The 19,171-nt window shown below is 70.2% G+C and carries 18 protein-coding genes; 12 read left to right on the top strand and 6 right to left on the bottom strand.

Annotated features, from left to right (window positions below; translation table 11 throughout):
* Positions 1-591 (top strand): 3-hydroxyacyl-CoA dehydrogenase family protein (locus BXA03_RS07745; RefSeq protein ID WP_234983629.1); only part of this gene is annotated, 591 nt, incomplete at its 5' end.
* 31 nt (positions 592-622) lie between these two features.
* On the opposite strand, the gene BXA03_RS07750 is transcribed toward BXA03_RS07745, so the two are convergent.
* Positions 623-1,333 (bottom strand): hypothetical protein, encoded by a 711-nt coding sequence (locus BXA03_RS07750; RefSeq protein WP_076505835.1) that lies wholly within the window; start codon positions 1,331-1,333, stop codon positions 623-625.
* Positions 1,334-1,347: 14 nt separating this feature from the next.
* Positions 1,348-2,421 (bottom strand): phosphotransferase, encoded by a 1,074-nt coding sequence (locus tag BXA03_RS07755; RefSeq protein ID WP_076505837.1) that lies wholly within the window; start codon positions 2,419-2,421, stop codon positions 1,348-1,350.
* A gap of 120 nt (positions 2,422-2,541) precedes the next feature.
* Between BXA03_RS07755 and BXA03_RS07760 the strand changes: the two genes are divergently transcribed.
* The 11 genes from BXA03_RS07760 to BXA03_RS07810 all read left to right on the top strand — a co-directional run bounded on the left by BXA03_RS07760 (position 2,542) and on the right by BXA03_RS07810 (position 14,307).
* Positions 2,542-3,444, top strand: a complete 903-nt coding sequence (locus BXA03_RS07760) for a LysR family transcriptional regulator (protein ID WP_076505839.1) — start codon at positions 2,542-2,544, stop codon at positions 3,442-3,444.
* Positions 3,445-3,622: 178 nt separating this feature from the next.
* Positions 3,623-4,873 carry an ABC transporter substrate-binding protein gene (locus tag BXA03_RS07765; protein WP_076505841.1) on the top strand — a complete coding sequence of 417 codons (1,251 nt, stop codon included), beginning with the start codon at positions 3,623-3,625 and terminating at the stop codon, positions 4,871-4,873.
* Positions 4,874-4,884: 11 nt separating this feature from the next.
* Complete coding sequence (locus BXA03_RS07770) at positions 4,885-6,138, top strand: ABC transporter substrate-binding protein (protein ID WP_083715947.1); 1,254 nt, start codon at positions 4,885-4,887, stop codon at positions 6,136-6,138.
* Between the two features lie 4 nt (positions 6,139-6,142).
* Complete coding sequence (locus BXA03_RS26995; RefSeq protein WP_076505843.1) at positions 6,143-8,110, top strand: ABC transporter permease; 1,968 nt, start codon at positions 6,143-6,145, stop codon at positions 8,108-8,110.
* Positions 8,107-8,880: an ABC transporter ATP-binding protein gene (locus BXA03_RS07780; RefSeq protein ID WP_076505845.1), complete on the top strand. Its 774-nt coding sequence runs from the start codon at positions 8,107-8,109 to the stop codon at positions 8,878-8,880. Before BXA03_RS26995 ends, BXA03_RS07780 begins: the two co-directional genes overlap by 4 nt.
* Positions 8,873-9,577, top strand: a complete 705-nt coding sequence (locus tag BXA03_RS07785; RefSeq protein WP_076505847.1) for an ABC transporter ATP-binding protein — start codon at positions 8,873-8,875, stop codon at positions 9,575-9,577. Before BXA03_RS07780 ends, BXA03_RS07785 begins: the two co-directional genes overlap by 8 nt.
* 19 nt (positions 9,578-9,596) lie before the next feature.
* A complete protein-coding gene (locus BXA03_RS07790; RefSeq protein WP_076505849.1) occupies positions 9,597-10,733 on the top strand; it encodes an acyl-CoA dehydrogenase family protein in 1,137 nt (378 codons plus the stop codon).
* 10 nt (positions 10,734-10,743) lie between these two features.
* Positions 10,744-11,943: an acyl-CoA dehydrogenase family protein gene (locus tag BXA03_RS07795; RefSeq protein ID WP_076505851.1), complete on the top strand. Its 1,200-nt coding sequence runs from the start codon at positions 10,744-10,746 to the stop codon at positions 11,941-11,943.
* A gap of 10 nt (positions 11,944-11,953) precedes the next feature.
* Entirely contained in the window at positions 11,954-13,561 is a 1,608-nt protein-coding gene (locus BXA03_RS07800) for an AMP-binding protein (protein WP_076505853.1), read from the top strand.
* A 141-nt stretch (positions 13,562-13,702) separates the two neighbouring features.
* Positions 13,703-13,993 (top strand): YlcI/YnfO family protein, encoded by a 291-nt coding sequence (locus tag BXA03_RS07805; RefSeq protein WP_076505855.1) that lies wholly within the window; start codon positions 13,703-13,705, stop codon positions 13,991-13,993.
* Positions 13,990-14,307: a type II toxin-antitoxin system RelE/ParE family toxin gene (locus BXA03_RS07810; protein WP_076505857.1), complete on the top strand. Its 318-nt coding sequence runs from the start codon at positions 13,990-13,992 to the stop codon at positions 14,305-14,307. The genes BXA03_RS07805 and BXA03_RS07810 overlap by 4 nt, the downstream gene beginning before the upstream one ends.
* A 35-nt stretch (positions 14,308-14,342) precedes the next feature.
* Here the strand turns inward: BXA03_RS07810 and BXA03_RS07815 are convergent, their stop codons facing one another.
* From BXA03_RS07815 to BXA03_RS07830, 4 genes are read right to left on the bottom strand one after another with little or no spacing between them, the layout of a single operon-like run.
* The gene (locus tag BXA03_RS07815) at positions 14,343-15,269 is read right to left on the bottom strand and encodes a dihydrodipicolinate synthase family protein (protein WP_076505859.1); all 927 of its coding nucleotides are present in this window, start codon (positions 15,267-15,269) and stop codon (positions 14,343-14,345) included.
* A 39-nt stretch (positions 15,270-15,308) separates the two neighbouring features.
* Entirely contained in the window at positions 15,309-17,048 is a 1,740-nt protein-coding gene (locus tag BXA03_RS07820) for an IlvD/Edd family dehydratase (protein ID WP_076505862.1), read from the bottom strand.
* Positions 17,049-17,102: 54 nt separating this feature from the next.
* On the bottom strand, positions 17,103-18,134 hold the full coding sequence (gene yjfF, locus BXA03_RS07825; RefSeq protein ID WP_076505864.1) for a galactofuranose ABC transporter, permease protein YjfF: 1,032 nt from the start codon (positions 18,132-18,134) through the stop codon (positions 17,103-17,105).
* Entirely contained in the window at positions 18,131-19,171 is a 1,041-nt protein-coding gene (locus BXA03_RS07830) for an ABC transporter permease (RefSeq protein ID WP_076505866.1), read from the bottom strand. The genes yjfF and BXA03_RS07830 overlap by 4 nt, the downstream gene beginning before the upstream one ends.

A 19,171-nucleotide genomic window follows, 5' to 3' on the forward strand; every position in this document is an offset into this window, starting at 1 on the left:
CCAGCGCAGGTGGACAAGGCCATCGAGAAGTTCGGCTTCGCCATGGGCCCCTTCCGCATGGGCGACCTGGCCGGCAACGACATCGGCTGGGCGATCCGCAAGCGCCGCTCGGTCGAGCAGCCCGACATGAAGTACAGCCGCACGGCCGACAAGCTGTGCGAGCTGGGCCGCTTCGGCCAGAAGACGGGCGCCGGCTGGTACGACTACCAAGCTGGCAAGCGCGACGCGATCCCGTCCAAGCTGGTGGAGGACATGATCGTCGCGCACCGCAAGGAACTGGGCATCACGCCGCGCAAGATCAGCGACGAGGAGATCGTGCAGCGCCTGGTGTATTCGCTGGTGAACGAGGGCGCACACATCCTGGAAGACGGCATCGCCAGCAAGGCCAGCGACATCGACATGGTCTACATCACCGGCTACGGCTTCCCGATCTTCCGCGGTGGCCCGATGCACTACGCCACCCAGCAGGGGCTGTTCAACGTGGTGCAGGCGATGCAGCGCTTCGGCCGCAACCCGAACGACGACGCCAAGTTCTGGGAGCCGGCGGGGCTGATCCGCCGACTCGTCGCCGAAGGCCGGGGATTCGCCTGAAGGTGACGGCCGGCCGCGCCGCGGCACGGGCTCAGTCGCAGCGCAGCCTCAGGCCGCCGGCCATCCAATGGCCGGCCGGCAGGCGTCCCAGCGCAAGCTGGCGGCTCCAGCGTGACAGCAGGCCCGCCTCGGCGGGCCGCATGCGCAGGCCGTCGATGCCGGCGTCGGCCTGCTCCTGCGCCGGCAGGAAGCACAGCGCGCCACAGGGGGTGACCACGGCGGGCAGCCCGTCCTGACGCACGATCGGCAGGCCGAGCAGCCGGCCCCAATGTGCGGCCACCCGTTCCGGCGCCCGCACGCGCAGCTCGATGGCTGCCAGCGAATGCGGACCCGGCCCGGGCCGGCCGTCGGAGGGGAGGCTGGGCGGGGCGCACCGGCCCTCCATCCGCTCGCTGAACTCCAGTGTGCAGCCACCCGTCTCCCCGGCGGCCAGCTGCAGGGCGCTGCCGGGGCCGAGCAGGCCGCCGTCCGTGACGCTGAGGCCCTGGCGGTGGCAGTGCCGCTGCCAGTCGAGCAGATCGGGCACCTGCCAACCCAGAAGGTCCGGGGCGCCCGGGGTGGCGAAGGGATCGGCGGGTGTCGACACCTCCACGCTGAGGCCGGGTCCATGGAAGGCCAGGCGATCGTGCGCGTGGGCGGGGGCCCAGCCCAGCAGGTCCGCGAAGAGTGCGCGGGCCACGGCGGGATCGGTCATGCGCAGCCGCGCGAATCGAAGCCGGGGCAGGCGGCGGGCGGCGTCCATGCGCGGTGGGCGACTCAGGCGTCCTGGCCGACGCCGTGCCAGCCGAGCTCGGCCAGCTGCCGGGCCTGGCGGCCGGCCTGCAGGGCTTCGCTGCTGGCCGCGTTGCCGGCCAGGGCCCGGCCCATGATGCCCTGGGCGATGGCGGCGGCGCGGAACAGGTTGAAGGCCTCGTAGAAGCGCCAGGTCTGCGCGTCGACCCGGGGCAGGGCGCGGCGCTCGCAGTAGCGCGCCAGGTAGGCCGCCACGGTCGGGATGCCGGCCGCCTGCAGCTGCGCCGCGTCCAGGTCGCCGAGCCCGCGCACCGAGGGTGGCAGCCGCCAGGCCATGCAGTGGTAGGCGAAGTCGACCATGGGGTCGCCCAGCGTCGACAGCTCCCAGTCCAGCACCGCCACGACGCGTGGCGCGTCCTGCGCGAAGACCAGGTTGTCCAGCCGGAAGTCGCCATGGACCAGGCGCGTGCCCGTGTCGGCAGGCTGATGGCGCGGCAGCCAGGCGATCAACTGCTCCATCGCCTCGATCGGCTCGGTCTCGCTGGCGCGGTACTGGCGGGTCCAGCGGTCCAGCTGCCGGGCGATGTAGCCGCCGGTGCGCCCGTAGTCGGCGAGGCCGACCGCCGCGACGTCCACCTCGTGCAGGGCGGCGAGGGTGCGGTTCATGTCGTCGTAGAGCGCGGTGCGCTCGCTGCTGGCCATGTCGGGCAGGTGCGGGTCCCAGAGGATGCGGCCGGGCACGCAGTCCATCACGTAGAACATGGTGCCGATCACCGCCGCGTCGGTGCACAGCGCATGCACCCGCGGCACCGGGACTCCGCTGCCGGCCAGCGCCTGCATGACGCGGAACTCGCGGTCCACGGCGTGGGCCGAGGGCAGCAGCGTGCCGGCGGGCTTGCGCCGCAGCACGTAGCGACCGCCCGGCGTCTCCACCAGGAAGGTGGGGTTGGACTGCCCTCCCTTGAACTGGACCAGGCCAAAGCGCTGGCGGGCACTGCTGTCGACATGGTCGATCCACCAGGCGCGCAGGGCCTCTTCGTCCAGCTGGTGGCCGGCACGCACGGCGGTGGTGTCGGCAAGGGTGTCGTTCAGGGGCAAGGGCTGTCTCCGGTGGGCATGCAGGGCGCCCCGCTTGCGGGCATCATCGGGGGCCGCCAAGGCTAAGCGCCCCGGCCCGTGCTGCCCAATGAAAGCGCGGCATGCCCGCCGATACAGTCCATGCATATTTCGAGGGTCGATCTCAACCTGCTGGTCGTGCTGGACACGATCTACACCGAGGGCGGCATCACCAAGGCCGCCGACAAGCTGCACCTGACGCAGCCGGCGATCAGCCATGCCCTGGCGCGGCTGCGCGATCTTTTCAACGACCCGCTGTTCGAACGCCAGGGCCACCGCATGGTGCCCACGGCACTGACCAAGCGCATCATCGATCCGCTGCGCGGCTCGCTGCAGTCGCTGGGCTCGCTGCTGAACGACACCCAGAGCTTCGATGCGGCCACCAGCACCAAGCGCTTCGTGATCGGGCTGCGCGACTTCATGGAGTCGACCGTGATGCCGCCGCTGATGCGCACGCTGGCCGGCGAGGCACCAGGCGTCGAGGTGGCCAGTGTGCGTGCCAGCCGTCGCAGCCTCGAGGGTGAGCTGGCGGCCGGCACGCTCGACCTCGCCGTGGACGTGCTGCTGCCCGTGTCGGACGCGGTCAAGTTCACCCGCATCACGGTCGACGGCGCGGCCGTGGTCGCGCGGCAGGGTCACCCGGCCATCCAGGGCAGCGTGGACATCGACACCTACCTCGCACAGCGGCATGTGCTGGTCACCACGCGGCGCCAGGGGCCGGGCTTCGAGGACATCGAGCTGCGCCGTCTGGGCATGCAGCGGCAGGTGGCCTTGCGCTGCCAGTATTACTTCGCGGCCTGCCGCACGGTGTCGCAGACCGACCTGGTGCTCACCATGCCCGAGAGCTACGCCCACATGGTCAACAAGACCTTCGGCAACCAGGTGCTGCCGATGCCGGCACCCTTGTCCTCCATGGACGCCTACCTGTACTGGCACGCCAGCACCGACAACGACGCGGCCAACCGCTGGCTGCGCTCGGTGATGCTGAGCTGCTACGCCCGCTGAGGGCGCACTCGCGCCTGCGTTCCCCCATGCCTGCGCGGCCCATGGCCGCCGCCTTGCTTCGCCCGCTGCCGCCGACCCTTAGGGGTTAATGCCGGTGACAGCAAAGCCGTGCCTGCTCACCATCGCAAATCTGTTATAACAAATCTCGCCGATCACCAGGCGGAACAGGAGACATGCGATGAAGACCGATCGACGTCACTTTCTTCAGGCGACTGCGGCCGCTGCCGTCCTCGGCAGCGTCGGGGTCCGCCCCGTGCGGGCCCAGGGCGGACCCCTGCGCATCGGGCTGATGCTGCCCATGAGCGGCATCGGCGCGGAGGCGGGCGCCGCCTGGCTGGCCGGGGCCCGCGTGGCCGTGGCGCAGTGGAACGCCAAGGGCGGGGTGCTCAAGCGCCAGGTGGAGCTGGTGGTGCGCGACGACAAGTTCAGCAGTGCCGGCGCCGTCGCCGCGGCGCGCGAGCTGGCCGGCAGCGGCGTCAACCTGCTCATCGGCGGCTCGCAATCGCCGATGGCGCTGGCGACCGCGCCGATCCTGCCCGAGCTCAAGGCCCTGATGGTGGCGCCGTGCCCCACGGTCATGTCGCTCACGCACGAGGGCTTCCAGCGCAACTTCTTCCGGCTGTCGTGGAACGCCTACATCGCCTTCGCCGGCATCGGCAACATGCTGACCGACCGCTTCAAGGAAGTGCAGACCTGGTCGTGCATCGTGCCCGACAGCGAGAACGGCCGCGACATGGCGCGCTTCTTCAGCGTCGGTGTGCAGCGAGCCGCGCAGAAGGCCGGCCGCACGGTCAAGGTGCTCGACCCCGTCTTCGCCAGCCTCAACAAGGCCGACTACAAGGTGGAGATCAACAGCCTGATGAACGCGCCCTCGCAGGGGCTGTTCGTCGGTCTCACCGCGGCGCCCTGCATCAGCCTGCTGCAGCAGGGCCGCGCCGTGGGCATGGACCGCAAGTTCAAGGTGATCGGCGATGCCGGCACCGAGCTGATGATCGCCAAGGCGATGCAGAAGTCCACGCCGGCCAATCTCTGGAGCATCAGCTACTGGGTGCCGGGCACCGAGGCCGGCCGCCGCCATGCCATGAGCAACGCGCTGTACGAGGACTACGTCAAGCTCACCGGCGACCGCAATCCGCCCAGCATCGTGCAGTCCAGCCACCGCTGCGCGCTGGCGCTGTTCAACGGCATCGAGAAGGCCGGCGGCACCGACACCGACGCCGTCATCGCCGCGCTCGAAGGCCTGGAGTTCGACACCGCGGTGGGCCGCTACCACATCCGCAAGGAAGATCACCAGGGCCTGGGCGAGGCCTACATCGCCCAGGTGGGCGCCCGCGAGGCCGACCCCGGCTACGGCATCGTCGATGCCATCGCCTACCGCGAGGCCGACGTGGCCGAGCCGCCGAGCCCCGGCAAGCCGCTGTCGATGTGAGGAGCAGCACCATGTCCTTGCAACGCAGAACCCTGATCCAGGCCGCCGGTGCAGGTGCCGTGCTGGCCGCGACGGCGGCGCCCTGGGTGCGCGCACAGCCCGGGCCGGTGCGCATCGGTGCCATGCTGCCGATGAGCGGCATCGGCGCCGAGGCCGGCGCCAACTGGCTGGCCGGCATCCGCGCCGCCCAGATGCAATGGAACGACCAGGGCGGCCTGCTCGGCCGGCCGATCGAGATCGTGGTGCGCGACGACAAGTTCACCAGCGCGGGCGCGGTGGCCGCCGTGCGCGAGCTGGCGGGCGAGGGCGTCAACCTGTCGGTCGGCGCCGGCCAGTCGCCGATGGCCCTGGCCATCGCGCCGATCCTGGCCGAGCTCAAGGCCGTCGTGGCGGCGCCTGCGCCAACGGTGATGTCGGTCACGCACGAGAACTTCAGCCGCCATTTCTTCCGCGTGGCGTCCAACGCGCTGATGCTCTTCGGCGGCATCGGCAACATGCTGGCCACCAAGTTCCCGCAGGTGGGCAGCTGGGCGCTGATCCTGCCCGACAGCGAGAACGGCCGCGACATGGCGCGCTACTTCCGGCTGGGCGTGGAGCGGGCCGCCAAGGCCGGCGGCACGGCGCCCAAGGTGCTGGAGCCGGTGTATGCCTCGCTCAACAAGGCCGACTACAAGGTCGAGATCAACAGCCTGATGAACTCCGGCGCCGAGGGGCTGTTCGTGGGCCTGACGGCGGCGCCCTGCGTGAGCCTGCTGCAGCAGGGCCGCGCCGTGGGCATGGACCGGCGCTTCAAGGTGATCGGCGAGGCCGGCACCGAGCTGATGATCGCCAAGGCCATGGGCCGCTCCACGCCGCAGAACCTGTGGGGCGTGAGCTTCTGGGCGCCCGAGCTGGAGCCCTTCAAGAGCCAGTACCCGCTCAGCCGCCAGTTGTCCGAGTACATCGTCAAGGTCACCGGCACGCCCCATGTGCCGGGCATCGTGCAGGCTTCGCACCGCTCGGCGCTGGCGCTTTTCAATGCGGTGAAGAAGGCGGGCAGTACCGAGACCGAGGCCGTGATCCCGGCGCTGGAGGGTCTGGCCTTCGACACGGCGGCCGGCCCCTACCGCATCCGCAAGGAAGACCACCAGGGCATCGGCTATGCCTACTTCGCGAAGATCGGCGCGCGCGAGGCGGCGCCCGGCTATGGGCTGGAGCAGGTGATCCGCCTGGACGAATCCGAGATCGTCGAGCCGCCGTCGCCTGGCCGCAAGTACGAGGCCTGACGCGATGGCCAACGAGATCCTCTTCGCCTTCTTCAATGCCGCCGCCTTCGGCATGGCGATCTTCCTGGTGGCGGCCGGGCTGACGCTCATCTTCGGGCTGCTGCGGCTGCTCAACATGGCGCAGGGCGGCTTCTTCATGATCGGCGCCTACACGGCCTATTCGGTCATGGGCCGCGACGTCCAGTCGCTGGGCATGTTCCTGCTGGCTGCCCTGGCGGGCGGCGTGGTGGTGGCGGTGCTGGGGCTGGTCACCGACCGGCTCGTGCTGCGCCGCCTGCGCCATGTCGATCCGCACTATGTGCTGATCGCAACTTTCGCGCTCATGATGGTGTGCACCGGCGTCACCAAGCTGGTGTGGGGAGTGGACTTCTTCTCCGTCAACCCGCCGCCGGGGCTGGACCAGCCGCTCAATCCCTTCGGGCTGTTCTTCTCGGCCTACCAGATCTTCGTGATCGCGGCCGGCCTGGTGATCTACGTGCTGCTCGAGATCGCCATCCACCGCCTGTGGTTCGGCAAGCTCATGCAGGCGCTGGCGGCCGATCCGTGGATGTCGGGCGTGCTGGGGCTGAACGTGTCCTTCGGCGTCGCGCTCAGCGTGATGGCCAGCTTCATGCTCGCCGGACTGGCGGGCGGGCTGCTGCTGCCCAACCAGAGCCTGTCGACGGGCCTGGGCGATTCCTACCTCATGTATGCCTTCTTCGCCGTCATCATCGGGGGGCTCGGCAACATCCGCGGCGCCTTCATCGGCTCGCTGGTGCTGGGGCTGGTGCAGAGCCTGAACACCGTGCTGCTGCCGCAGGTGCCGGGTTTGGCGGTGTACGTGGTGCTGGCGATCTTCCTGCTGTGCAAGCCCAGTGGCCTGTTCCCGGCGGTGGGCAGCCAGGACGCCGGCCACCACGAGGCCGGCAGTGGCGGCAGCCTGCACCGTCCGCGTGTGCCGCGCCCGGTCTGGCAGGCGCTGGGCACGGCGCTGGTGCTGCTGCTGGCGACGCTGCCCTGGTGGGTGGGCGCCGGTCCGCTGTATGTGGTGGGCACGGTGCTGATCCAGGTGGTGTTCGCGCTGTCCTGGAACATCCTCTTCGGCTACACGGGCCTGGTCTCTTTCGGCCATGCGGGCTTCTTCGCCATCGGCGCCTACCTGACGGCACTGGCGCTGCGGCATGTGGCCGGCGTGCCCTTCCTGCTCGTGATGGGCGGCGCCGCGCTGCTGGGTGCGGCGGCGGCCTGGCTGATCGGCGTGCTGGCCCTGCGTCGCATGAGCGGGGTGTTCCTGGCGGTGCTGACCGTGGCGCTGGCCGAGGCCCTGCGGCTGGTCATCGGCTTCAGCGCCTTCCTGGGGCGCGAGGACGGCATCACCGACATCCCGCGGCCGGTGCTCGACCTGCTGCTGCTGCGCGTGGACCTGGGCAGCTCCAACGCCTACTACCTGTTCCTGCTGGCGACCTGCGTGCTGATCACCGGCGCCTTGTGGTGGCTGCTGCACAGCCGCTTCGGGCGCACGCTGCAGACCATCCGCCAGGACCCGGAACGGGCCGCCTTCATGGGCACGCCGGTGGCCAGCTACCGGCTGGCCGCCTTCGTCATCTCCGGCGCCGTGGCCGCGGTGGCCGGCTGCCTGTATGCGCCCTGGTCGCGCATCGTGACGGTGGAGGAGGTGCACTGGCTGGCCTCTGCCCAGCCGATGCTCAACACGCTGCTCGGTGGCGTCAGCTCCTTCTGGGGACCGGTGGTGGGGGCCGGGCTGTTCGCCGCCATCGCCTATGCCACGCGCACCCTGGTCGGGCTGTCGGAGCTGATCGTCGGCTGCGGCCTGCTGGCCATCATCCTGCTGGCGCCGAACGGGGCGGTGGGCCTGTGGCGCAGCCTGGAGGCCCGGTTGTGGGGCGAGCGCGCCCGCAGCCCCGCGCCGCCGGAGTCGCAGCCGGCGCCCCGGGCCGCCGGCCAGCCGCTGCGCGCGGGAGGCACGCCATGAGCGGCGCCCTGCTGGAAGTGAGCCAGGTGCGCAAGAACTACGGCCCCATCGAGGTGCTGCGCGGCGTCAGCCTGGCGGTGGAGCCCGGGCAGGTGTTCGCCATCATCGGCCCCAACGGTGCGGGCAAGACGACCATGTTCCGGGTGATGACGGGCGAGGTCGCCTGCAACGGCGGCAGCATCCGCTTCAAGGGCGAGGACGTCACCCGCCTGCCGTCGCACGAGCGGGTGCGCCGCGGCTTCGGCCGCACCTTCCAGGTGGCGCGGGTGTTCGCCGACTTCGATGTGCTGGACAACGTCGTGGTCGCCATCGAGGCGCGGCGGCGCCACACCGGCGAGCCGCTCGGCTCGTGGCGGCGCTGCGCGCCGTCGCCCGACATCCGGGACGAAGCGATGGCGCTGCTGGCCGATCTGCGCCTCGCCGGGCATGCGCAGCAGGGCGCGCGCTTCCTGTCGCATGGCGACAAGAAGCGGCTGGAATTCGCCATCGCCCTGGCGGGCCGGCCTGCCATCCTGATGCTGGACGAGCCCACCGCGGGCATGTCCCCGAGCGACCGGGCGGACGTGGCGGCACTCATCGCCCGCATGCAGCGCGAGCGCGGCATCACCGTGGTGATGACCGAGCACGACATGGACGTGGTCTTCGGCCTGGCCGACCGGATCATGGTGATGAACTACGGCGAGGTGGTGTCCACCGGCAGCGTCGAGGCCGTGCGGGCCGATCCGCGGGTGCGCGAGGTCTACCTCGGCAAGGAGATGGTCCATGCTTGATCTGCGCGACCTGGACGCCTTCTATGGCGACAGCCACATCCTCTTCGGCCTGCGGCTGTCGGTGGCGGCCGGCCAGCGCGTGGCGCTGCTGGGCCGCAATGGCGCCGGCAAGTCGACGCTGCTCAAGAGCGTCATGAATGCCGGGCCGCGCGTGCGCGGCACCGTGCGCTTCGACGGGCAGGACCTGGCCGCGCTGCCCACGCACCGGCGCACCCGGCTGGGCCTGTCGCTGGTGCCGGAGGACCGGCGCATCTTCACCCACCTGACCGTGGCCGAGAACATCGCCATGGCCCGCTATGGCGCCGGTCCGGGCCGGCCCGCCGTGCCGGTGGACGAGATCGTGCAGCGCTTTCCCATGCTGGCCAGCCTGCTGCAGCGCCACGGCGGCCAGCTCAGCGGCGGGCAGCAGCAGCTGCTGGCCGTGGCGCGGGCCATGGCCGCCCACCCGCGCCTGCTGCTGCTGGACGAACCCACCGAGGGCCTGGCGCCCATCATCGTGGAGGAGATGGCCCACGACCTGGTGCGCAGCTGCACCGACAACGGCGTGGCCCTCCTGCTGTGCGAGCAGAACATCTGGTTCGCCCGCCGCTGCACCGACCACGTCTACGTCATCGACACCGGCCGCCTCGTCTTCGAGGGCGACTGGGCCGCCTTCGACCGCCATCCCGAGATCCAGCAGCGCTACCTGGCGCTGTGACTGCCGAGCGACACCGACCATGGACCTGCAATACACCCCCGAACAACACCAGCTGCGCGAGAGCGTGGAGCGCTTCGTGCGCGAGGCCTACGACTTCAGCCACCGGCGGCGCGTGGCTGCCAGCGAGCTTGGCCATGACGCCGACTGCTGGCGCCGCTATGCCGACTTCGGCTGGCTGGCCATCCCCTTCTCCGAGGCCGAGGGCGGCATCGGCGGCGATGCGGTGGACACCGGCATCGTCATGGAGGGCGTGGGCCGCGGCCTGCTGCTCGAGCCCTACCTGGCCAGCGTGGTGCTGGGCGGCGGCCTGCTCAGCCTGATCGGCAGCGAGGCGCAGAAGGCCGAATGGCTACAGCCCATGATGGCCGGCGAGCTGCGCCTGGCCCTGGCCTATGCCGAGCCGGGCTCGCGCTACGACCCCTTCCACATCGCCGCGACGGCACGCCAGGAAGGCGGCGTCTGGCGCCTGGATGGCGCCAAGACCCTGGTCTACGGCGGCGATTGCGCCGAGGCTCTGGTGGTGATCGCCCGCAGTGCGGGCGCGCCCGGGGAGCGCACCGGGCTGCAGGCCTTCGTGGTCGATGCGGATGCGCCGGGGCTGTCGCGCACGGCCTACGCCATGCACGATGGGCAGCGCGCGGCCGACCTGCACCTGGACGGCGTGACGGTGGATGCGTCGCGCCGGCTGGTGCCGGCCGACGGGACGGAGGTGGGCGATGCGCTGGAGCGGGTGGTCGACCACGGCATCGCCGCGCTTGCCGCCGAGGCGGTCGGCGCCATGGCGGTGCTGGTGGACACCACGCTCGACTACCTCAAGACCCGGCAGCAGTTCGGCCGGCCCATTGGCACCAACCAGGCGCTGCAGCACCGCATGGTCGACATGACCATCGCGCTGGACGAGGCGCGGTCCATGGCGCTGTACGCGGCGCTGATGCTCCGCGAGGCCGATGCCCCGGCGCGCCGCCGCGCGCTGTCGGCCGCCAAGATGGAGATCGACCGCACGGCCCGGCTGGTCGGGCAGGAGGCGGTGCAGATGCACGGTGCCATGGGCGTGACCGAGGAACTGGCCGTGGGCCACTACTTCAAGCGCCTGTCGATGATCCGCCTGGGCTTCGGCGACGCCGACTGGCATGCCGAGCGCTACATGGCGCAGTGAGGCCCGCACGATGGACCTCCGCCTGAGCGACCAGGACCGCGCCTTCGAAGCTGAGGTGCGGGCCTTCATTGCCGCCGAACTGCCGGCGGACATCCGCGAGAAGGTGCGGCTGGACCGCACCCTGGCGCGCGACGACTTCATGCGCTGGCAGCAGATCCTGGCCCGGCGCGGCTGGTTCACCGGCGCCTGGCCGCGGGCCCAGGGTGGCCTGGACTGGAGCGCCCTGCACACGCTGATCTTCAACCGCGTGGCCGGCGAGATGCACTGCCCCGAGCTGCAGGTCTTCGGCCCCGCGATGGTCGGGCCGGTGATCTACACCTTCGGCACCGAGGCGCAGAAGGCGAAGCACCTGCCCGCCATCCGCGACTCCTCCGTGTGGTGGTGCCAGGGCTATTCGGAGCCGGGTGCCGGCTCGGACCTCGCCGCGCTCAAGACGCAGGCGCTGGATCGGGGCGATCACTTCCTCGTCAACGGCCAGAAGATCTGGACCTCCTACGCGCACTTCGCCGACTGGATGTTCTGCCTCGTGCGCACCAGCACCGAGGGGCCGAAGCAGGCCGGCATCTCCTTCCTGCTGATCGACATGAAGACGCCGGGCGTGCAGGTGCAGCCGATCCGCATGATGGACGGCCGGCACTACCTCAACGCGGTCTTCTTCGACGACGTGCGCGTGCCGCGCGAGAACCTCATCGGCGAGGTCGACCGCGGCTGGACCTACGCCAAGTTCCTGCTCGCGCATGAGCGGGTGGAGAACGCGAACCTGCGCTTCATCACCCAGGAGCTCGCGCGCCTGCGCGAGGTGGCGGCCGAGGTGGGCAGTGGCGGCCGCCGGCTGATCGACGACCCCGCCTTCGCGCGCGAGCTGGCACAGGTGGAGGCGCAGTTCAAGGCGCTGGAGATCGGGCTGCTGCGCCTGCTCTCCGACGCGCAGGCGGGCCAGGCGGCGGCGCCGGGCACCTCGTCCTTCATCAAGATCCGGGGCACCGAGATCGCCCAGCGCATCACCGAGCTGCGGGTGATGGCCAGCGGACCCGATGCGCAGCGCTTCCAGCCCGGCTGGCTGTTCGGCGACGGCGACACGCCGCTGCTGGGGCCCGAGCATGCGCTGGGGCCGGTGGCGAGCTACCAGTTCTGCCGGGCCATGACCATCTACGGCGGCAGCACCGAAGTGCAGAAGAACATCATGGCCAAGCACGTGCTGGGCCTCTGAGAAGGTATCCATGAGCCAGCCCCCCATCGACTATCCACTCGGCGAACAGCCGCTGCACGAATACCTGCGTGCCCATGCGCGCCACCAGCCCGACAAGGCGGCCATCGTCTGGTACGGCCGGGCGCTGAGCTATGCCGAACTCGACCGCATGAGCGACGCCTTCGCGCAGACGCTGCACCGGGCGGGCGTGGGTCCGGGCGACCGGGTCGCGCTCTTCCTGCAGAACTGCCCGCAGTACCTGGTGGCGCATTTCGGCATCCAGAAGCTGGGGGCCATCGTCAGCCCCTGCAGCCCCATGTTCAAGGCGCACGAGTTCGCCTACCAGGTGGGCGACCTGGGTGCCAAGGCCCTCGTGGTGGCGGACCATCTGCTGCCCATCGTGATGTCGGTGCGCGACCGGGTGGCGGTGCCCCATGTGTATGCAGTGCGCTATGCCGACCTGCTGCCGTCCGAGCCGCAGGTCGAGGTGCCGCCGGAGCTGCTGGCACGCACGCCGCTGCCCGAGGGCGTGGTCGACTTCGGCGAAGCCACCGCCGAGACGCATCCCCAGCCGCCGCGGCCCGCGCTCGGCATGGACGATGTGGCCCTCATGACCTACACCTCGGGCACCACCGGCATGCCCAAGGGCGCGATGCTGAGCTACCGCAACGCGCTCTACAAGACGGCCGTGGGCGCGCAGATGTTCGGCATCCGCGCCGAGGACACGATGCTCGCGGTCGCGCCGGTCTACCACATCGCCGGCATGATCTGCGGCGTGACGCTGCTGGCCTACACCGGCGCCACCATCGTGCTGCTCAACCGCATGGACCCGCTGGCGGTGCTGCAGAGCATCGAGCGCTTCCGCGTGACGTGGTGGTACGCCATGGCGCCCATGCTCGAGGCCACGATGAAGGCGCCCGGCGCGGCCGGGTTCGACCTGTCGAGTCTGAAGACCACCATGGCCACCAGCTTCGGCATCAAGCTGACCCAGGAGCTGGCCGAACGCTGGAGCGCCTTCGCCAACGACTGCCTGGTGTACGAGGCGGGCTATGGCCTGTCGGAGACCCACACCAACGATGTGCTGATGCCGCGCGATGCCGTGCGCTGGGGCACCAACGGCGTGCCGGGCCCGGGCGTGGAACTGCGCATCCTCGGCGACGCCGGCGAGCCGGTGCCGGTGGGCGAGAGCGGACAGATCGTGGTGCGCAGCCAGGGTGTGTTCCATGGCTACTGGAACCGGCCCGAGGCGACCGCCGAGGTGTTGCGGGATGGCTGGGTGCACACGGGCGACATCGGCCGGCTCGACGCGCAGGGCTACCTCAGCTTCATCGGCCGGGTCAAGGAGATGATCAAGGTGTCGGGCTACAGCGTCTTCCCGGAAGAGGTGGAGTCGATCCTGATCCTGCATCCGGATGTGGCCCAGGTGGCCGTGATCGGCGTGCCCGATGCCGACAAGGGCGAGGTGGTGAAGGCTTTCGTCGTGCCCTCGGCGGGCGCCGGATCCTTCGACCGGGACGCGCTGCTGGCCTGGGCGCGCGAGAACATGTCCCACTACAAGGTGCCGCGGCAGCTCGAACTGCTGGAAGCCCTGCCCGCCACGGGCACCGGCAAGCTGCTGCGGCGCCTGCTGCGCGGCTGAGACTGCCGGATGGGGCGCTGCTCAGCGCTCCCAGCGCAGCACCAGCGGAGCCATCTCTCCGCGTCGGTCTGCCGAAGCCTGCCACCATCGGGCGGGCCTCGACGCCTTGCCCGTGCAACACATTTGAAGCACAATTTTCGGATGAAGTCAGCCATCCTTCCTCAGGTGCGTGTCGATCCGGAGCTGCGCGCCGATCTGGAGTCCCTGCTTCGCGACGGGGAGTCGTTGTCCGGATTCATCGAAGACAGCGTGCGCAGCGCCGTTGCGTACCGGCGCGCCGAGGCGGAGTTCTACGCCCGGGGCGAGGCGGCGTGGCAGGAGTATTCGCGAACCGGTGTGGCGCATGCCGCCGATGAGGTCATCGGCGAAATGCGCCAGCGTCTGGAGAGCCGGCGCAAGCAGTTGGGGATTGCGCAAGCCAAGACGCGATGACCTTCGCCGTGTTGTTCGCGCCGCAGGCCCGAGCGGACTTGTTCAGACTCTTCCAATACCTGATCGACCGGGCCAAGACGGCGGAAGACCTCGATCTGGCGGAGCGCGCCATCGCAGCCATCGAATCGGCTGCGCAACTGCACCTGTCCAGGACTCCGTTCATCTACCGCAAGACGGCCCACGGCACTGGGCTGCGTCGCGAGCTGATCGTTCCGTTTGGGGCCAGCGGCTATGTTCTTCTCTACGAAATCGCGGATCCCGCGACCGTCCTGATCCTGGCCGTGAGGCATCAGCTGGAGCAGGACTACCACTAGCGGCGACGGCGGGGCGCCCCGCAACGCCCCGCCCCTCACCGCCCCCAGCGCAGCACCAGCGGATCCAGCCGCCGCGCGATGTCGATCAGCTCGCGGCGCGTGGCCGGGTGCATGGGCGGCAGCGGATGTCGCGGCGCCTCGCAGGCGATCACGCCGCCTTCCTTCATCAGCGCCTTGGCGGCCAGCATGCCGGCCTGGCGGTTCTCGTGGTTGATCAGGGGCAGCCAGCGCTGATAGAGCGCGAAGGCGCCATCCATGTCCCCGCGGCGGTGCGCCTCCAGGATGGGGCGGATGCCGTCCGGGAAGCCGCCGCCGGTCATGGCGCCCGTGGCGCCGGCATGCAGGTCGGCCAGCAGCGTGATGGCCTCTTCGCCGTCCCACGGGCCTTCGATGGCATCGCCGCCGAGCTGGATCAGCTCGCGCAGCTTGTTGGCGGCGCCGGCGGTCTCCATCTTGAAGTACGACACATGTTCGATCTCGCGCGCCATGCGGGCCAGGAAGGCGGGGGCGAGCACCGTGCCGCTGGCCGGCGCGTCCTGGACCATGATGGGAATGTCGATGGCGTCCGACACCTGCTGGTAGAAGGCCTGGATCTGCGCCTCGGGCACGCGGAAGGTGGCGCCGTGGTAGGGCGGCATCACCATCACCATGGCGGCGCCCATGTCCTGCGCGCGGCGGCTGCGCTCGGCGCAGATGCGCGTGGCGTAGTGCGAGGTGGTGACGATCACCGGCACGCGGCCGGCCACATGTTCCAGCGCGGTGCGGGTGAGCACCTCGCGCTCCTGGTCCGACAGCGAGAACTGCTCCGAGAAGTTGGCCAGGATGGCCAGGCCGTCCACGCCGGCGTCGATCATGAAGTCGAGTGCGCGCTTCTGGCTGGGCAGGTCGAGCTCGCCGCTCTCGGTGAAGGTGGTGGGCACCACCGGGAAGATGCCGCGGTACGGAGTGGCGGGATGGGCCATGGGCGGGTCGCGTCTGTGCTGATGTGAAGGGGTGAAGACTCAGTGCGAATGGCGCGGCACCGCGGCGCCGCGGCAGCCCACCAGGAAGTCCAGGTCGCACCCCTCGTCGGCCTGCAGCACATGCTCCACGTACAGCTTGCGGTAGCCGCCGCCCGGGGGCGTCAGGCTCTTCTGCACGTCAGCCATGCGGCTCGCATATTCCTCGTCGGAGATGTCCAGGTGCAGGCGGCCGGCGTCGCTGTCCAGCTCGATCCAGTCGCCATCGCGCACCATGGCCAGCGGGCCGCCGGCCGCCGCCTCGGGCGCCACGTGCAGCACCACGGTGCCGTAGGCGGTGCCGCTCATGCGGGCGTCGGAGATGCGGACCATGTCCTTGATCCCCTGGCGCAGCAGCTTCGGCGGCAGGCCCATGTTGCCCACCTCGGCCATGCCGGGGTAGCCGCGCGGGCCGCAGTTCTTGAGCACCAGCACCGAATCGGCATCGACGTCCAGGCTCTCGTCGACGATGCGCTCCTTGTAGTGCTCCAGGTTCTCGAACACCACGGCGCGGCCGCGGTGCTTGAGCAGGGCCGGCGTGGCGGCCGACGGCTTGAGCACGGCGCCGCGCGGCGACAGGTTGCCGCGCAGGATGCGGATGCTGCCGTCGGCGATGAGGGGCTTGTCCAGCGGGCGGATGACCTCGGGGTCGTGGATGGGCGCCTCGCGCACGTTGTCCCACAGGCTGTGGCCGTTCACGGTCAGCGCCTCGGGATGCGGCAGCAGCCCGGCCTCGCCCATGCGGCGCAGCACGCCGGGCAGGCCGCCGGCGTAATAGAACTCCTCCATCAGGAAGCGGCCCGAGGGCATCAGGTCCACCAGCGTGGGCATGCCCTGGCCGACGCGCGTCCAGTCCTCCAGCTCCAGGTCCACGCCGATGCGCCCGGCAATGGCCTTGAGGTGGATCACCGCGTTGGTCGAGCCGCCGATGGCCGCGTTGGTGCGGATGGCGTTCTCGAAGGCCTGGCGGGTGAGGATCTTCGACAGCGTGAGGTCGTCCCTGGCCATCTGCACGATGCGCTGGCCCGACAGGTGCGCCAGCACATAGCGCCGCGCGTCCACCGCCGGAATGGCGGCGTTGTGCGGCAGCGTGACGCCCAGCGACTCGGCCATGCAGGCCATGGTGGAGGCCGTGCCCATGGTGTTGCAGGTGCCGGCCGAGCGCGACATGCCGCCTTCGGCCGAGAGGAACTTGTGCAGGTCGATCTCGCCGGCCTTGAGCGACTCGTGCAGCTGCCACACCGAGGTGCCCGAGCCGATGTTCTTGCCGTCGAGCTTGCCGTTGAGCATCGGCCCGCCCGAGACCACGATGGCCGGCACGTCGCAGCTGGCGGCGCCCATCAGCAGCGCGGGCGTGGTCTTGTCGCAGCCGGCCAGCAGCACCACCGCGTCGATGGGGTTGCCGCGGATGGCCTCTTCCACATCCATGGCCGCCAGGTTGCGCGTGAGCATGGCGGTGGGCCGCAGGTTCGACTCGCCGTTGGAGAACACCGGGAACTCCACCGGAAAGCCGCCCGCCTCGTACACGCCGCGCCGCACGTGCTCTGCGATCTTGCGGAAGTGCGCGTTGCAGGGCGTCAGCTCCGACCAGGTGTTGCAGATGCCGATCACGGGGCGGCCGTCGAACTCATGGTCGGGGAAGCCCTGGTTCTTCATCCAGCTGCGGTACATGAAGCCGTTCTTGTCGTTGTGGCCGAACCACTCGGTGGAGCGCAGCTTTTTCTTGGGGGTTGTGTCGGACATGGTGGCTTTCAGGAGGTCGGAGGCAACGGTCTTTGAAGGGGGCGGAAGGCAGGGTCAGCGGCGCGCCGTGCGCAGCGACACCACGCGCTGCAGCAGGCAGAAGGCGAAGAGCAGCAGGCCGACGACGATGCGCGTCCACCACGAACTCAGGGTGCCGTCGAAGGCGATGAGGGTCTGGATCACGCCCAGCATCAGCACGCCGAACAGCGTGCCGGCCACGTAGCCCACGCCGCCGCTGAGCAGCGTGCCGCCGATCACGACGGCGGCGATGGCGTCCAGCTCCATCCCCACGGCATGCAGGCCGTAGCCCGAGAGCATGTAGAAGGTGAAGAGCACGCCGGCCAGGGCCGAGCACAGGCCCGACAGGGCATACACGCCCACCAGCGTGCGGCGCACCGGCAGGCCCATGAGGTGGGCCGAATGCTCGTTGCCGCCGATGGCGTACACCGTGCGGCCGAAGGGCGTGCAGTGGGCCACGTACATCGCCACCAGCAGCACCGCCAAGCCGACCACGGCGCCCAGCGACAGCGAGGTCTCGGCGAAGAAGGGCACGCGCAGCTGGGCCAGCTCGGTGTAGGCCTCGCTGGTGATGCTGATGGAATCGATGCTGATCAGGTAGCACAGTCCGCGCGCTAGGAACATGCCGGCCAGCGTGACGATGAAGGGCTGCAGCCGGAAGCGTTCGATCAGGAGGCCCATGAAAGCGCCGAAGGCCGTGCCCATCACCAGCACCACGGCGATGGCGGGTGCGGGGCTCCAGCCGTGCTGCTCCACCAGCGTGGCCAGCACCATGGTCGAGAAGGCGATCACCGAGCCCACCGACAGGTCGATGCCGCCGTTGAGGATGACGAAGGTCATGCCCACCGCCACCACCAGCAGGAAGCTGTTGTCGATCATTAGGTTGAGGAAGACCTGCAGCGAGAAGAAGCCGTCGTAGCGCAGCGAGCCGGCCAGCACCACCGCCGCGAAGAGCGAGATGGTCGCGGCCAGGGGCAGGTACTTGGGGTCGAGCCGGCGGCGCGGGCGTGCTGGCGCCACGGGGCTCGCCTTGTCGGCGGCGCGGGCGGTGGGCAACACGGCGCTCATCGCAGCTGCTCCCGCGGCGCGGGCCGCACGGCCAGGGTGCGCAGCATGGCGCGGAATTCGGCGGATTGCAGCAGCATCACGACGAACACCACGGCCGCCTTGACCACCAGGTTGATCTCGGGCGGCACGCCCAGCGAATAGATGGCATAGGTCAGCGTCTGGATGATGAGCGCGCCGATGGCGCTGCCCACCAGGCTGAAGCGTCCGCCGGTGAGCAGCGTGCCGCCCAGCGTCACGGCCAGGATGGCGTCCAGCTCCATCAGCTGACCGGCGTTGTTGCCGTCCGCGCTCTTGACGTTGGAGCTGATCAGCAGGCCCGCGATGCCGGCGCACAGCCCGCACACCGCATAGCAGCCGACGATGAGGCGCCGCGCCTTCACGCCTGCGACGCGTGCCGCTGTCGGATTGATGCCCACGGCCTGGATGAACAGGCCCAGCGCCGTGCGGGTGCAGGCCAGGCCCAGCAGCGCGAGCACGGCCGCCGCCACGTATACCGAGAAGGGCAGGCCGAACAGGTAGCCGCCGCCGATGAAGAAGAAGGGCTTGTAGTAGATGGTGAGGATCTGGCCGTCGGTGATCAGCTGCGCCAGGCCGCGGCCGGCCACCATCAGGATCAGCGTCGCGATGATGGGCTGCATGCCGATGGCGCCCACCAGCAGGCCGTTCCACAGCCCGCACAGCATGGCGACGCCCAGGGCGCCGGCCACCGCCAGCGGCAGGCCGAAGCGGGCGCTCTGGCCATCGACCGCACCGCCGATCAGCCAGGCCGCCACCGCCGCGCAGATGGCGACCACCGCGCCCACCGAGATGTCGATGCCGCGCGTGGCGATCACCAGCGTCATGCCCAGCGACACCACCACCAGCGGCGCCGCGCGGTTGAGGATGTCGACCAGGCTGCCGTAGAGGTGGCCGTCGCGCCACTCCAGGTGCAGGAAGCCCGGGTTGAAGCCGGCGTTGACCGCCAGCAGCAGCGCCAGCGTGAGCAGCGGCCAGGCGAGCCGGTGCTGCATCAGTCGGGAGAGGAGGGAAGGGGGCAT

The sequence above is a fragment of the Pseudacidovorax sp. RU35E genome, assembly GCF_900156165.1.
Lineage (GTDB): Bacteria > Pseudomonadota > Gammaproteobacteria > Burkholderiales > Burkholderiaceae_C > Xenophilus.

Excerpts from the sequence above, each read along its gene's own strand:
- BXA03_RS07790 (WP_076505849.1), top strand. The coding sequence starts at position 9,597 with ATGGACCTGCAATACACCCCCGAACAACACCAGCTGCGCGAGAGCGTG.
- BXA03_RS07805 (WP_076505855.1), top strand. The coding sequence starts at position 13,703 with ATGAAGTCAGCCATCCTTCCTCAGGTGCGTGTCGATCCGGAGCTGCGC.
- BXA03_RS07800 (WP_076505853.1), top strand. The coding sequence starts at position 11,954 with ATGAGCCAGCCCCCCATCGACTATCCACTCGGCGAACAGCCGCTGCAC.
- BXA03_RS07810 (WP_076505857.1), top strand. The coding sequence starts at position 13,990 with ATGACCTTCGCCGTGTTGTTCGCGCCGCAGGCCCGAGCGGACTTGTTC.
- BXA03_RS26995 (WP_076505843.1), top strand. The coding sequence starts at position 6,143 with ATGGCCAACGAGATCCTCTTCGCCTTCTTCAATGCCGCCGCCTTCGGC.
- BXA03_RS07770 (WP_083715947.1), top strand. The coding sequence starts at position 4,885 with ATGTCCTTGCAACGCAGAACCCTGATCCAGGCCGCCGGTGCAGGTGCC.
- yjfF (WP_076505864.1), bottom strand. The coding sequence starts at position 18,134 with ATGAGCGCCGTGTTGCCCACCGCCCGCGCCGCCGACAAGGCGAGCCCC.
- BXA03_RS07765 (WP_076505841.1), top strand. The coding sequence starts at position 3,623 with ATGAAGACCGATCGACGTCACTTTCTTCAGGCGACTGCGGCCGCTGCC.
- BXA03_RS07750 (WP_076505835.1), bottom strand. The coding sequence starts at position 1,333 with ATGGACGCCGCCCGCCGCCTGCCCCGGCTTCGATTCGCGCGGCTGCGC.
- BXA03_RS07830 (WP_076505866.1), bottom strand. The coding sequence starts at position 19,171 with ATGCCCCCTTCCCTCCTCTCCCGACTGATGCAGCACCGGCTCGCCTGG.
- BXA03_RS07785 (WP_076505847.1), top strand. The coding sequence starts at position 8,873 with ATGCTTGATCTGCGCGACCTGGACGCCTTCTATGGCGACAGCCACATC.
- BXA03_RS07780 (WP_076505845.1), top strand. The coding sequence starts at position 8,107 with ATGAGCGGCGCCCTGCTGGAAGTGAGCCAGGTGCGCAAGAACTACGGC.
- BXA03_RS07820 (WP_076505862.1), bottom strand. The coding sequence starts at position 17,048 with ATGTCCGACACAACCCCCAAGAAAAAGCTGCGCTCCACCGAGTGGTTC.
- BXA03_RS07760 (WP_076505839.1), top strand. The coding sequence starts at position 2,542 with ATGCATATTTCGAGGGTCGATCTCAACCTGCTGGTCGTGCTGGACACG.
- BXA03_RS07815 (WP_076505859.1), bottom strand. The coding sequence starts at position 15,269 with ATGGCCCATCCCGCCACTCCGTACCGCGGCATCTTCCCGGTGGTGCCC.
- BXA03_RS07795 (WP_076505851.1), top strand. The coding sequence starts at position 10,744 with ATGGACCTCCGCCTGAGCGACCAGGACCGCGCCTTCGAAGCTGAGGTG.